This is a genomic window from Neobacillus sp. KR4-4, assembly GCF_042136325.1.
In the GTDB taxonomy this organism is placed as follows: domain Bacteria; phylum Bacillota; class Bacilli; order Bacillales; family Cytobacillaceae; genus Neobacillus.
In genome coordinates, this window is record NZ_JBHHJU010000010.1 from 41,886 (window position 1) to 55,929 (window position 14,044).

At 37.6% G+C, this 14,044-nt stretch carries 14 protein-coding genes; 9 read left to right on the forward strand and 5 right to left on the reverse strand.

Features of this window, described 5'->3' with window-relative positions:
* Positions 1–130 precede the first annotated feature (130 nt).
* Positions 131–1,549 (forward strand): aspartate ammonia-lyase, encoded by a 1,419-nt coding sequence (gene aspA / locus ACE198_RS12235; RefSeq protein ID WP_375375730.1) that lies wholly within the window; start codon positions 131–133, stop codon positions 1,547–1,549.
* A 58-nt stretch (positions 1,550–1,607) separates the two neighbouring features.
* On the opposite strand, the gene ACE198_RS12240 is transcribed toward aspA, so the two are convergent.
* On the reverse strand, positions 1,608–2,750 hold the full coding sequence (locus ACE198_RS12240) for a polysaccharide deacetylase family protein (RefSeq protein ID WP_375375731.1): 1,143 nt from the start codon (positions 2,748–2,750) through the stop codon (positions 1,608–1,610).
* Between the two features lie 356 nt (positions 2,751–3,106).
* Here ACE198_RS12240 and ACE198_RS12245 point away from each other — a divergent pair, with 356 nt between their 5' ends.
* Positions 3,107–4,138, forward strand: a complete 1,032-nt coding sequence (locus ACE198_RS12245; RefSeq protein WP_375375732.1) for a VanW family protein — start codon at positions 3,107–3,109, stop codon at positions 4,136–4,138.
* Between the two features lie 87 nt (positions 4,139–4,225).
* Here the strand turns inward: ACE198_RS12245 and ACE198_RS12250 are convergent, their stop codons facing one another.
* From ACE198_RS12250 to ACE198_RS12260, 3 genes are all read right to left on the reverse strand, one after another.
* Positions 4,226–4,432 (reverse strand): DnaJ-like cysteine-rich domain-containing protein, encoded by a 207-nt coding sequence (locus tag ACE198_RS12250; RefSeq protein WP_098575244.1) that lies wholly within the window; start codon positions 4,430–4,432, stop codon positions 4,226–4,228.
* Positions 4,433–4,657: 225 nt separating this feature from the next.
* Positions 4,658–4,825, reverse strand: coding sequence for a hypothetical protein (locus tag ACE198_RS12255; RefSeq protein WP_375375733.1), 168 nt, complete (start codon positions 4,823–4,825; stop codon positions 4,658–4,660).
* 16 nt (positions 4,826–4,841) lie between these two features.
* Entirely contained in the window at positions 4,842–6,260 is a 1,419-nt protein-coding gene (locus tag ACE198_RS12260; RefSeq protein ID WP_251460558.1) for a sigma-54 interaction domain-containing protein, read from the reverse strand.
* A 481-nt stretch (positions 6,261–6,741) separates the two neighbouring features.
* Here ACE198_RS12260 and ACE198_RS12265 point away from each other — a divergent pair, with 481 nt between their 5' ends.
* The 7 genes from ACE198_RS12265 to ACE198_RS12295 all read left to right on the forward strand — a co-directional run bounded on the left by ACE198_RS12265 (position 6,742) and on the right by ACE198_RS12295 (position 13,064).
* Entirely contained in the window at positions 6,742–8,184 is a 1,443-nt protein-coding gene (locus ACE198_RS12265; RefSeq protein WP_251460570.1) for an amino acid permease, read from the forward strand.
* Positions 8,185–8,277: 93 nt separating this feature from the next.
* Entirely contained in the window at positions 8,278–8,451 is a 174-nt protein-coding gene (locus tag ACE198_RS12270; RefSeq protein WP_251460573.1) for a hypothetical protein, read from the forward strand.
* Positions 8,452–8,561: 110 nt separating this feature from the next.
* Positions 8,562–8,909, forward strand: a complete 348-nt coding sequence (locus ACE198_RS12275) for a PadR family transcriptional regulator (protein WP_375375734.1) — start codon at positions 8,562–8,564, stop codon at positions 8,907–8,909.
* Entirely contained in the window at positions 8,890–9,525 is a 636-nt protein-coding gene (locus ACE198_RS12280) for an HAAS signaling domain-containing protein (protein ID WP_375375735.1), read from the forward strand. Before ACE198_RS12275 ends, ACE198_RS12280 begins: the two co-directional genes overlap by 20 nt.
* Positions 9,526–9,594: 69 nt before the next feature.
* On the forward strand, positions 9,595–11,067 hold the full coding sequence (locus tag ACE198_RS12285; protein ID WP_375375736.1) for a DUF4153 domain-containing protein: 1,473 nt from the start codon (positions 9,595–9,597) through the stop codon (positions 11,065–11,067).
* Positions 11,068–11,202: 135 nt separating this feature from the next.
* Positions 11,203–12,078 (forward strand): ABC transporter permease subunit, encoded by an 876-nt coding sequence (locus ACE198_RS12290; RefSeq protein ID WP_251460582.1) that lies wholly within the window; start codon positions 11,203–11,205, stop codon positions 12,076–12,078.
* Positions 12,075–13,064 (forward strand): ABC transporter permease subunit, encoded by a 990-nt coding sequence (locus ACE198_RS12295; RefSeq protein ID WP_375375737.1) that lies wholly within the window; start codon positions 12,075–12,077, stop codon positions 13,062–13,064. Before ACE198_RS12290 ends, ACE198_RS12295 begins: the two co-directional genes overlap by 4 nt.
* A gap of 131 nt (positions 13,065–13,195) precedes the next feature.
* On the opposite strand, the gene ACE198_RS12300 is transcribed toward ACE198_RS12295, so the two are convergent.
* Positions 13,196–13,990, reverse strand: coding sequence for a TIGR00266 family protein (locus tag ACE198_RS12300; RefSeq protein WP_098575250.1), 795 nt, complete (start codon positions 13,988–13,990; stop codon positions 13,196–13,198).
* Between the last annotated feature and the right edge of the window lie 54 nt (positions 13,991–14,044).

Sequence of the window (14,044 nt, forward strand, 5' to 3'; positions counted from 1 at the left end):
TTACAGATATTTTTATATTAACAGAGTAATTACAGTGAAAAGAGAGACAAAGGTTGTTTTAACTGTTATTATTTTGGTGTGAGTAACAATTACACATCAAGAGTTTTTATAAAGGGTGGGAGAGGTAATCATGGAAACTACAAGAACCGAAAAAGACTTCTTAGGGGAAAAGGAAATACCAGTAAATGCTTACTACGGTATTCAGACACTAAGGGCAGTTGAAAATTTTCCAATCACAGGTTATCGAATTCATGAAGAATTAATTATTGCTCTTGCGATGATTAAAAAAGCTGCAGCGATTGCAAACACGAGAACGAAGCGTTTGTATAGTGGACTTGGGGATGTAATTTGCCAAGCAGCAGATGAAATTATTGCAGGGAAATGGAACGATCAGTTCATTGTAGACCCAATCCAAGGTGGGGCTGGGACCTCCATGAATATGAATGCAAACGAAGTGATTGCCAACCGTGGACTTGAGTTGCTTGGATATGAAAAAGGTGCTTATTTGCATTTAAGTCCCAATACGCATGTCAATATGTCGCAATCCACAAATGATGTTTTTCCAACTGCCATTCATATTGCCACACTAAGAGTATTAGAAAAGTTAATTATGACGATGAAAGATATGCATAAGGTATTTAAAGAAAAAGCAAAGCAATTTGAAACGGTAATTAAAATGGGTCGTACCCATCTCCAAGATGCTGTTCCTATTCGCCTTGGCCAAGAGTTTGAAGCATATTCCCGTGTGCTAGAACGGGATATAAAGCGAATTAACCAATCCCGTGAAAATTTGTATGAAGTGAACATGGGAGCTACTGCGGTTGGAACAGGTTTAAATGCAGACCCTCAATATATCGAAGATGTTGTTAAAGAACTGGCGGACATTAGTGGGCTTCCATTGGTCAATGCTGAACATTTAGTTGACGCCACGCAGAATACGGATGCATATACTGAAGTTTCAGCTGCCCTTAAAGTATGTATGATGAATATGTCAAAAATTGCCAATGACCTCCGGTTAATGGCTTCGGGTCCCCGTGCTGGCTTAGGTGAGATCTCACTGCCCGCACGTCAGCCAGGTTCATCGATTATGCCAGGAAAAGTGAATCCTGTCATGCCAGAGTTAATTAATCAGATTGCCTTCCAAGTGATTGGGAATGACCATACCATTTGTCTTGCGTCAGAAGCAGGGCAACTTGAATTGAACGTAATGGAACCGGTATTGGTATTTAATTTACTTCAATCAATTAGCATTATGAACAACGGCTTTCGTTCATTTACCGACCATTGTTTAGTAGGTATCGAGGCTAATGAGGCACGCTTAAGAGAGAATGTCGAAAAGAGTGTCGGCATAATAACGGCAGTAAACCCGCATCTCGGCTATGAAGTGGCAGCAAGAATCGCCAGAGAGGCAACTGTAACTGGGAAATCGGTTCGTGAACTATGCTTAAAGTATGATGTCCTTACTGAAGAAGAATTAGATCTGATTTTAAACATCTATGAAATGACCAAGCCTGGAATATCTGGGGCAGCCCTCCTAGATAGAGATTAATATTTAGATTTAAGTCTATTTGGTGCCTGACACCCATTGGGGTGTCAGGCACCATTTTTTATTTTAATAGAACGCCTAACGGGACGAGTTGGTAGCCTTGGTCCTTTAGCCATGGAATGACTTGGTCGATGGCTTCCGGTGTATTTATTCCTCCGATATGCATAAGGATGATATCACCGTTGCTTGCTCCTGTTTTTATACGGGAAATGATGACTTCAGTGGCTGGCTGCTTCCAATCAATTGTATCAAGTGACCACTGGATGCTAAAGGGATATCCCGCTGTACCAACAGTTTTGAGGGCGGTAGAATTGTACGACCCGAAAGGAAAACGAAAATAGGGCTGTGGAGATTTTCCTGTTGCCTCCTTAATAGCTTCTTCTGCTTTGATGATATCCTGTTTTAACGCATTGGCAGTTGTTTTTACGGCATCAGGATGAGAGTAAGAATGGTTACCAATTTCATGTCCTTCTTCGACAATTTTCTTGGCAAGGCTAGGATACTTCTCAACCCACTTACCTGTAAGGAAGAACGTAGCTTTGACCTTATGCTTTTTAAGGACATCCAATATTCTTATCCCTGCGGCATCACTTCCAGCATCAAAGGTAAATGAGATCTGTTTTTGCTGAGGGCTTCCCTCTGAAATAATAACAGAGGAAGCTGTTGTCGGTGGAGGGTCCTGCTTAGGTGGAGTCGGCTTCACATTCTTTCCATAAAGCTTTAAGATTTGATCTACAAAGATGGCATCGGAGGATAGATTATTCCATTGCTTTATTTTTTCCACCGTCACTTCGGCCCTAGTGGCAATGGAAAATAAAGTATCTCCCTTAACAACTTTGTATTCAACTATTTCGTTATCACCCAGAATAATTTGTTCAGGAGTAGTGGGGTGAGGGTCATTTGGTTCTTCTTCCTCAGGCTCCACGGATGGGGGGTGTTCCTCATCAGCAATGTCCTTACCATCATTATTTTGTCCAGGCCCTATAGGAGACTCCGTTTTAGGGGGATTGACAGGTTCACCACTCCAAAGGCCAGCAATGTTCCAGTTTTGAAAAAACAATAAGAAAAAAACGCATACTAGACAGATTGTGGCTAGAGAATAATAAATTCCTTTTCCGCTTTTTCGATGGACCTGAGATACTAAGCCTAAAACTAGAGATACAGAAAATAATAAAATGCTAACTAAAATTAAGATTTCTCTCATGGTATGTCCCCCTTAATTTCAATTATGGCTAGGGAGCAGAATCATTTTGTTTGCAAGGAATCATTTGATGGAGTAAATTGAGGACTAAAGGAGTATTGATATTAAATTAATTTCTGCTTTGATAATACCATATGAGAATTTGGGCTTAGTTGCTACGTACCTTTTAAAAAAAGCTTAACAAATCCCGAACATCAAATTAATCTCCTTTTTTATATAAGGATTTCCAATTTTTTAGCAGGACATTGGCATAAAAAATGGAATAGAATAGGAGAGTCATATGAAACATATCCCCTTGAATATCGTCTAACAATATAAAAGGGCATAAGGCTATACAAAAAGGAGTAAAGTGGTAGAAAATGGCGAAGCGTAATTGGGTAATATCACTATTGGCAGCGGTGTGTTTAATTGGCACTGGATGTTCTGGACAAACTGCAAAAGTAAAAGAGGCAAAGGCAGCAGAAAAGCAACAACAAATTGAAAAAGAGAAGAAGTTACAAGAAGAAAAGAAGCTGGCTGAAGCAAAGAAACGGGAAGAAGAACGAAAACGGGAAGAAGCAAGACCTGTATATGTAAATATTTTGGATCCAAACACAAAAGACATCGTAAAAACTTTTAATACAAAGGATTTAGGATACATAACGAATCCTGACAATTATAAAGTCGAAATATCAAAATTGACAAGAGAACTAGCTCGAGGAACCCAATCAAAGCCTGGCTACGACAAAAGAATGATTCTTGATAAACTTGATGAAGAAGGGAATATCATCAAAGGGACCCCTCAACAAATTCTTGATGAAGAAGAATTGGCAGATAAGATTATGTTGGTTTCAGAAAAAGGCGGCAATGTGGAATTGCCATTATATGTGAATGCGAGCGGGTATCAGGCTGAGGAGGCTTCCCAATTAGATGACGTAGTAGTCGCCTCATATACGACCCATTTTAATAGTGGGACGGTGGGACGAACTAAAAATATTAAACTCTCAGCAGAGGCAATAAATAATGTCATCCTTGGGACCAATGATTCTTTTTCATATAATACAACAGTTGGCCCGAGTGATGCTGAACACGGTTACCAAAAAGCACCGGAAATAAATTACGGTAAGTTGGTTGAAGGGTATGGCGGGGGCATATGTCAAACTTCTTCTACTTTATATAATGCGATCGATCAATTGGCCGTCCAGTACATCGAAAAACACCACCATTCATTAACAGTAGGTTACGTGCCAAAAGGAAGAGATGCGACAGTTTCTTATGGGGGTAAAGATTTTAGATTTAAAAATACTACGGGTGTGCCTTTAATTTTAAAAGCGACCGTAAATGGAGGCTCACTAACTGTTGAAGTTAGGACGTCAAAAACGTATCAAAGTCAACTTAAGAAACGAATCTAAGTAGCCAAATGATAAAGGTATGAAATCAAAAAGATCCCTTCATTAATCCAAACGGAATTAATGGAGGGATTTGTATTTATTCTCAATTTACTGCATTTCTTCCCAATCAGTATATTGACCTGTACCTTGGCAGCCTGGGCATTCAAATGAATTAAAGTAAGCAAATTCATTATAAGGATATACGGTATAGCCACGGCCGTGACAGTCAGGACATTTGCCTTGCTCTTTCATATTTGAGACATGATTTTGATATTTAGTCTCTTTCCATTGGTTAAACGAGTTGAGTAGTCCCATTTTATTCACCTCATCTTTTCTTCTTAGTATGGAGAATAAATGGAATATTTATGCTTGTATTAGTTTATTGCCTATAGGGAATTCAGTGGAATAAAGATTCCATTTATCAAACTAATTTACTTTTCTATAATAATTTTATGTAAAAAAAGGTAGTTTTGTGCTGGATCAGCATAAAAAAAGCGGAAAGCATCTAGCTTTCCGACGTATTTAATAGTTTGTGTTAAACTAGTCTGTTGATTTCCGCTCCAGGCACTTCGCTTTCCGCGGGCGGTCCGGGGAGTCTCCTCGTCGCTGCGCTCCTGCGGGGTCTCCCCTGCCCCGTACTCCCGCAGGAGTCTTCGTGCCTTCCGCTCCAATCAACAGAGTGCCAAAATCAGCATTAACCTTTAACACAGCAATTAATAAAATCTCATTTTCCTGTAATATTTAATTTCTTCATCCGATACTGCAGGCTTTGGCGGCTTAGTCCGAGAAGGTTAGCAGTCCGGGATATATTAAAATCATTTTTGGATAATACATGATCAATATAAGATTTTTCAAATAGCTCCATTTGATATTTTAGTGGTACTGCTGCATCTGAATGTTCCTTAATAAAGGTGTCCACCGTGGAAAGGGGAATCATTCTCTCTTTCATCTGCATTTTGCTTCGATATTGGTAGGGTAAATGAGAGTAGGAAATCCATTCCTCATCAATCATAATGTTCATCGCAGCTTCAATGATATGCTCAAGTTCGCGGACATTCCCCAGCCATTCATACTCGAAAAATGACTGTTTAACTTCCTCTGATAAACCTTTTACATTCATCTGAAACAGTTCATTGTATTTTTGAATAAAACTCTCCACTAATAATGGAATATCCTCTTTTCGCTCCTTTAACGCAGGGATAAAAATAGTGACAACTCCCAGACGATAATATAAGTCTTTGCGCATCCGATTATTAGCAATCGCATCAATCGGATCTTCATTCATATTGGCAATGACTCGAACATCCACAGGCGTATCCTTCGTATCCCCAATTCGCCTTATCGTTTTTTCCTGTAAAACACGTAGTAATTTTGCCTGCAAATTTAGATTCAATGAGTTAATCTCATCGAGTAACAAGGTACCTCCATTGGCTTGTTCGAATAACCCAGGGGTGTCGACCGCCCCCGTGAAGGCACCGCGTTTTGTTCCAAACAGAAGACTTTCGATTAGATTATCAGGCAGGGCAGCGCAGTTTTGTGAAATGAACGGGCCAGATAGCCGAGTGCTCCCATTGTGGATGCTCTGAGCAAAAAGTTCCTTCCCTGTACCAGTATCTCCAACAATTAAAACATAGGAAGAGGTCCTAGTTGCACGTTTGGCAGATTCAATAACTTCTTTAATAGCTGGACTGTTTCCAATGATTTTATCAAAAGTGTATCTGGTCTGCCCTTTATTTAGGTTGCCTTTAATGAGACGTTCCAGCTTTGTTACATCCTTGGCGATTTCGACAGCACCCTGTAGTTTTTCGTTGTTAAAAATAGGAATGGTATTGTTAATGGTCGTAATTTCGCTGCCTTTATTATTAAAATAAGTTTGTTTGACGTTTCTTGTTTCTTTGCCCTCCTGGAGTGCTTTTACTAGTGTACTAGATTGGTCGTCTTTAAACATAAATACATCAAGCAGGTTTTTGTCTATAACATCTTGAAGGTCCATGGACTCCATTTGCATCATTTTTTTATTATAAATAATTGTTTTCCCCGTTTCATCTACTGCATGGACACCCACATCTACCTCGTCTAAGATCCGTTTATAAATCCGATTTAGGTAATGCAAATAATTGACGGTATGATTATTTTTCTCCATTTAGATTCATTCCCTTTGATTAATCCTTTATGCAACTATTTAATCAAATAAAACTTAATAATGCAAAATAGTTTTGCAGTTTTATTGAAAAAGTGTTAAATTTGCAAAGAATATTGGCATTAGTTAGGTATTTCCTTTATTTTTCCCTATTTGTAGATAAATGGTTTTCCTTTTTAGTGGAAAAATTATTTTTGCAGCATAAGTGCAAAATTTTTATTGAGATGCAAAAATATTTTGCTTGTCTGTTCAAAGAATATACACATTTTAGATGATTTTAATTTTGGCACAAAATTTGCATTCTACATTTATAAAAATATAGTGATAATTTAGAAATTATTATCTGTTGTTAATAGACTACTATTTCTCTATAATTTCTAATGGTAAAGGTTTAATTATTGCCTTTAGCAAAAAATTATCCTACTTTTTTGGATATTGAGAGTTGGAAGCGTATTCTTTTGTTTGGGGAGAAGGGGGAAATTTAATGAATTTGCAGGAAAACAATTCGAATCATGAATTAAAACGGACGATGAAGACGAGACATTTATTTATGATCTCTTTGGGTGGGGTAATCGGTTCAGGTTTATTCTTGGGTTCTGGCTACACAATCAGTCAGGCTGGCCCAATAGGTGCCATCCTCGCCTATATAGTTGGCGGTTTTATCATGTTTCTAACCATGCTTTGTCTCGGAGAATTGTCTGTAGCCATGCCTGTTTCAGGCTCGTTTCAAACGTACACGACAAAATTTATTGGACCAGGAACAGGATTTGCGCTCGGCTGGCTATACTGGTTAGGCTGGTCCGTTACAGTTGCCTTAGAGTTTCTATCTGCTGGTCAACTTATGCAAAGATGGTTTCCTGATGTTCAAGTATGGATTTGGAGTGGTATTTTTGCGGTCATTTTATTCTTACTGAATGCTCTATCTGCAAGAGCATTTGGTGAAGCAGAATTTTGGTTTTCAAGTATAAAAATTTTAGCAATTATTCTGTTTATCGCATTAGGCGGCGCTGCCATGTTTGGATTAATTGACATGAATGGCGGTCAAGCTGCACCATATTTATCTAATTTTACTGCACACGGTCTTTTACCTAACGGATTTTCAGCATTAATTGTTACCATGATCGCGGTTAATTTTTCTTTCCAAGGAACAGAATTGATTGGGATAGCTGCAGGGGAAAGCGAAAATCCAGAAAAGACCATCCCAAAATCAATTAAACAAACTGTATGGCGTACCCTTGTGTTCTTTGTATTAGCTATATTTGTTGTATCTAGTTTAATTCCAATGGACAAAGCAGGGGTTGTTGAAAGTCCATTTGTTGTCGTATTTGATAGTATTGGTATTCCTTACGCTGCAGATATTATGAATTTTGTTATCCTTACAGCACTGCTTTCTGTTGGAAACTCTGGATTATATGCGGGAACCCGGATGTTGTATGCGATGTCAAAAGAAAAAATGGCGAGTCCTATTCTCACAAAAGTAAATAAACGAGGCGTACCGATTAACGCACTACTTTTCACAATTGGTATTGCTTTATTATCATTACTTTCAGGTTTCTTTGCAGAAGAAACGGTATTTATGTGGCTTCTTTCCGTCGCTGGTTTGGGTGCTCAAGTTGGCTGGATTTCCATTACTGCTTCACAAATTGCCTTCCGCAGAAGATTTATCCGCGAAGGTGGAAAAGTCGCAGACCTTAAGTTCAAAACACCACTTTACCCGGTTTTACCACTAATCGCCTTAGTATTAAACGTTTCGGTTTTAGTAAGTTTAGCATTTGACCCAGCACAACGCTTAGCTCTATATTTAGGAGTTCCATTTGTGGGTGCATGTTACTTGATTTACCATTTTAAAATTAAAAAGCTTCGAGAACAGGATATGATTGATGAACACGAAATTGAACTGATCGAAAATAAAAAAATGGTGATCTAATTCCATTGAAAAACGCTTGGAAAAATCCAAGCGTTTTGTTTTTTTGCATAGGATAATCCCAAACTTTAAATACTATGTATCGAGGTGATAGTAATGGGAGATTGGAATGAACAAGCGGCGCCAAATAATAATTTGCCACCAAGGACTATCAAGCATGGTGAAGTAGTTGGAGCCGAAGCGAAACACGAGTTTTCAGAGGAATTATCTGATGGAGGCGAGCGTGACCAAAACATTAAGGTGCTTAGAAATAACGGGAGAGCAAAATAAGCAAAGTGTAGTGACGATGAAAGCATCGTCACTTTTTTTTAAGCTATTTACATTTAGAAGGATTCAATATAGAATATCTATGTACCTAAAATATCTAGGTAGGTGAGAAGATGTTTAACCGGGAATTAGTAAAGGGCAGTACTTCCTTAATCCTGCTTCAGCTATTAAACGAACGAGATATGTATGGCTATGAACTCGTGAAAGAGCTGGAACAACGAAGTGATAATGATCTGAGTGTAAAAGAGGGAACCTTGTATCCTGCACTACATAAACTTGAGAAGCAAGAGTACATTGAATGTTACTGGAAGGAACAGGAAAAGGGGCCGGCACGGAAGTACTACAAGATCACAAAAGCAGGAAAAGAATTATTGGGTGAAAAAACACGTGAATGGCAGGACTTTGTTAAAGTGATGAACAAGGTGATAGGGAGATCGAAGCATGGAACGGCCGAAGAATAGGTTTTTGAATGAATTGGCAAAGGGATTAGGAGACCATTTAGATAAAGAAGAAATTCTCCGTGAATATGAGTCACATATCGATGAAATTCTGTTTGAATTAGGAGTTCAGGATGTGGATATAGTTTATGATTTAATTGTATCCCGCCTAGGCACTCCAGAGGAAATTATCCAAATTTGGAGAGATGAGTTTTCTGTTACTCCCAGCAATATGAAGTGGCTGTTTATCCTTTTAAATGTACTTTTTTTCGGAGGGGGGAGTTTACTTACCCTTGCTCACAATGTCTATCAATGGAAATGGATCACAGCTGCTTGGAACCACCTGACAGCGATTCCCGCCTTGATTGCTATTTTGTATCTATTTTTTTGGGCCTTATTAGGATACGAAATAGGAAAGGGGTTTGGCCATAATGGAAGGGTGCTTCTAAATAAAACGTTTTTACTTTCTCTTATTCCAAATTTAATTCTAATGATCCTTACTGTGTTTCAAATTATTCCGCATTCATGGTTTGCCCCATTGTTAACGAAAACGTTTATTTTTGCTTGTATCCTTTTTACCATCATCTTATATCCAATCAGTTGGATTGGATATCAGTGGGGAAGAAAAGCTTCGGTATAAGCATTTTTTTTGGATACATACCTAGTAAAACTATATATATAGAAAATCTATACAAAATGAGGGATGAAGATGGAAACGAAAATAGAAACAAAAATAGGTAAGCCTGCTTGGATCTTCTTATTATTATGTTTATTGCTTGGTATTTTAGCAGAAGAAGCATTTTTTCGCAGTGAGATAGGGATTTCCTACTTCGTGTTTATTTCCGCAATTTATTCAGTGTTTCTTTGGCGGTACCGACGCTATCAATTTTCCCATCAACGGTTAGGATACTTAATTCTTTGTTGTGTTTGGCTGATGTCGGCCAACTACTTCCTAACTAATAACTTTCTCTTTTATGGCTTAAATATCTTGGTGATCCCTGGGCTGGTAATCTTTCATTTGGTGTTAATAACTAGTCCGAAAAATTTTCAATGGAATAAACCTGCTTTTATTACATTGATATTTATACGCTTAATCCAATCAGTAAAATTTAATATCGGTTTTGTATCATTGATTGGGAAGATCTTAAAACAAAGCGGTCATGATGACAAACTAATAGTATGGAAAAAGGTATTTCTCGGGATTGCGATCTCACTGCCAATCTTATTTGTTGTATTGAACTTACTAATATCGGCAGATTCACAATTCGAACAATTAATTGGCGGCATCCCCCAATGGTTTCAAGTCATCAATGGGGAACGAATCTTTAGACTTATAGTTATTTTAATTTGCACGTTTGCCTTCTTTGGTTTCATGCAAATCCTTTATACCCGACGTATTAATGTAATGAGACAGCCAACAAATGAGAACCCCCTTAAACTAGATGGGATAATCACCATTACAGTTCTTGTGATCATTAATTTAGTGTATCTTTTGTTTATACTGGTTCAATTTCGGTATTTCTTCAGCGGGTCTTTATCGGAAGACTTTACCTATGCAGAATACGCTCGAAAGGGTTTTTTTGAGCTCCTGTTTGTTACACTGATCAATTTATCAATAACAGTCATCGTATTAACGTACGTAAAGAGGGCAGCAGGGTTTTTGCAAAGAGCCACACAAATAATGTCAACCATCCTTGTCCTCGCGAGCTCTGTTATGCTTACTTCTGCCTATATGCGGTTAAGTATGTATGAAGATGCGTATGGATTTACGTTCACAAGGGTTCTTGTCCATTCGTTTATGATTTATCTTGTTATTATTTTTACGTATACACTTGTGAAAATATGGGTGGATAAGCTATCATTATTTCATTTTTACTTTATTTCATCATTAATCTATTATACGGCTATTACAATGATTGATTTAGATAAAATTGTCGTGAGTGAGAATCTGAATCGGTACGAGTTCAGCGGGAAAATTGATGTTCATTACCTCAATAACCTATCTTTTACAGGAGTTTTAGGATTAATCGAACTCTATGAAAAAGACCAGGATTTTCCGGAATTAAAAACAGTTCTCTTAGAACGAAAACAGGATGTCCTTGCTGAAGACCTCCCCTGGCAGTCGTATAATCTAAAACGAGAGCAGCTAGAATCTGAACTTAGGAAGTTAGATATCCAATGAATAAAAAGACGTTTCGGAGGGAGGGCCGAAGCGTCTTTTTATTAAAATAAATTAGGAATATTGCAAAAATACTAATAAAATGGTAAAAAGGAAAGGGACTGTAATTTTTTAACAAAAATAGTAGGGTGGGATAAAATGAAGCGATTTTTCCGGGGACTTGTCAGAATTGTATTAATAATAGGAGGATTTCTTTTTATTTTTAATCTTCCCTCATTATTAGGGATTGGAAAGGATCATATAGAAGTTAACTTTGAAAGTTTTTGGGTTAATCTTAAATCCGATTTTCAATTGTTACTTCAAGCAAATCAAGATAAATACATAGAAATTCTTAAAAAATTACATATTGCTGAGAGCTATCAGTATACGATGACAATTCTATTATGCAGTCTTTTATTTATCATTTTCCTTGCAATGATTTCGGCTTTATTGATTTTCCTCTCACCAGAAAAAGTAAAAAATAAATTGAAAAATGGACTTAATTTCTTCGAAGGTATTCCGGATTTACTCATTATTTTATTATTCCAGTTTTTTGTTATCACCCTATATAAATCAACAGGATTAAAATTTTTACAACTGTATGGATTATTTGGTCATAAGCCTTATTTTGTTCCAATTATGACCGTTTCTTTTCTACCATTTTTCTTATTACTACAATTTCTCATTAAGATTATTGATGAGGAACAAGAACAACAATATGTTCTCTATGCGAAGGCAAAGGGAATGGACAGAGTTTGGACATTACTTGTCCATATGCTGAGAAACATTTTTCCACTTTTAATATTGCAGTTAAGAACAATCGTATGGATATTACTATCCAATATTTATTTGGTCGAAATTTTATTTAATATTAGCGGGTTTAATCAACAATTGTTTAAAATCATTTTTATGGATGGAGAATTTTTTATCCTTGTTATGTGTTTGCTTATGTTATCCATTCCATTGGTGATAATCGAAACTGCAGGATGGTTTATTTCTAAGTTAATCAAAGGGAAGGGGGCGGTTAGTATATGAGAAAATACAAAAAGACGATTATTGGATCAACCTTACTGCTTCTTCTATTGATCATGAGTCTCTTATATCCTTATTATGGGCCAAAGGATTTTAATCATCAGGTGCTTGTTAAAAATGAACAGGGTGATATCATCGGAAGGGCGCCATTTCCACCTTCTGAACAACATTTATTAGGAACGAACCGAAATGGTGAAGACATGCATTGGTTATTACTTTATGGTGCAAAATTCACCTTAATTTCAGCTTTTGGAGTTGCATTATTAAGAGTTTTTCTCGGGGGGATTTTCGGTATTTTTCTATCCATGTGGGCTCCATTCTTAAAAGGTTATGTGAAAGACTTTTTCCTAACTTTCCGTTACATCCCATCAATTCTCATTGCGATACTGTTGATGATTCCGATTGTGGGCGATTTTAATGATGTTGCTATTTCATCAATCGTAACCTATCAAATTATTATTCTTGTATTTATCGGATTTCCATCAGTCACTATTTTCGCCTCTGATGTAACGGATCAATTATTACAAACTTCATTTATACAAAGCTCAAAGTTGATGGGGGCTGGGAAATTACATATTGTCAGAAAACAGTTGATGCCATATATCCGTTCTTACGGAATTCTGTTTTCAGTCCAGCAATTTATAAGTACCCTCCATATTACCATGCAGCTTGGTCTGTTTGGAATGTTTCTTGGAGGAAGAAATAGGGCAGGTGTCATGGGGTATGAGGAACCAGAGAAGCCAGCAACCATAACAAATGAATGGGCAGGTTTGATCGGACAAAATTTTAGTGAATTTGTACGTGCGCCATGGGCCATCTTAACTCCAGTGTTCGGATTTTTTATAGTGATCGTTATCGTAAATATGATGAAGAATGAACTAGAAGGTAATTTAAATGTTATAAAGTTGGTTAAGAGGAAAAAGAAAAAAGATCTAAGTTCAAAAGTTGCCGCTTATTCTGCTGAACAATTTGAGTTTGTTCAAAAATAGCCATTCGTAAAAATCAAGGATCATGGGATATAATCGGGATTTTGATTAATAGATTTTTCTATGGAAACCGGGCGGATGCTCGGTTTTTATAGTATAAAAAAAGCAGGACCCATTGGTCCCGCTCTCTTAAATCAGTCACCATTAAACATATCGAAAATGCCCCGTGCAATACTTCCTTCATCCTTTGCACCGCCGCGTGAAGGGGCTGCCGCAAATACCCGGCTTGCCAGACGGCTGAATGGCAAGGATTGAATCCATACCGAACCTGGGCCTCTTAGGGTAGCAAAAAACAACCCTTCACCACCAAACAACGCTGTTTTAACCCCTTTTACAAATTCAATATCATAATTAACACTGCTGGTCATCGCCACTAAACAACCAGTATCTACTCTTAATGACTGGCCAGGCAAAAGGTCTTTTTTAATAATTGTTCCGCCCGCATGGACAAAAGCAAGCCCGTCTCCTTCTAACTTTTGCATGATAAACCCTTCACCGCCAAAGAAGCCAGCCCCGATTTTACGTTGGAACTCAATCCCAACTTGAACTCCTTTAGCTGCAGCAAGGAAAGCATCTTTTTGGCAGATAATTTTCCCTCCCAGTTGGCTTAAGTCCATTGGAATGATCTTTCCAGGGTACGGAGAAGCAAACGAAACGTGCTTTTTGCCCATGCCATTATTGGTAAAGGTTGTCATAAATAAGCTTTCACCAGTAAGGACGCGTTTTCCGGCACTAAATAATTTTCCCATGAGGCCACTTCCACCCCCAGAGGCACTGCCATCACCAAAAATAGTCTCCATATGTATGTCATCATCCATCATCATAAAACTGCCTGCTTCAGCAACTACAGTCTCTTGCGGATCTAGCTCAACCTCAACAAATTGCATGTCATCTCCAAAGATTTTAAAATCAATTTCGTGGTTATTCATACTATTCCCTCCACTTTTTAAAATGGCAAATCTATTTATATTATAAGGAATTTA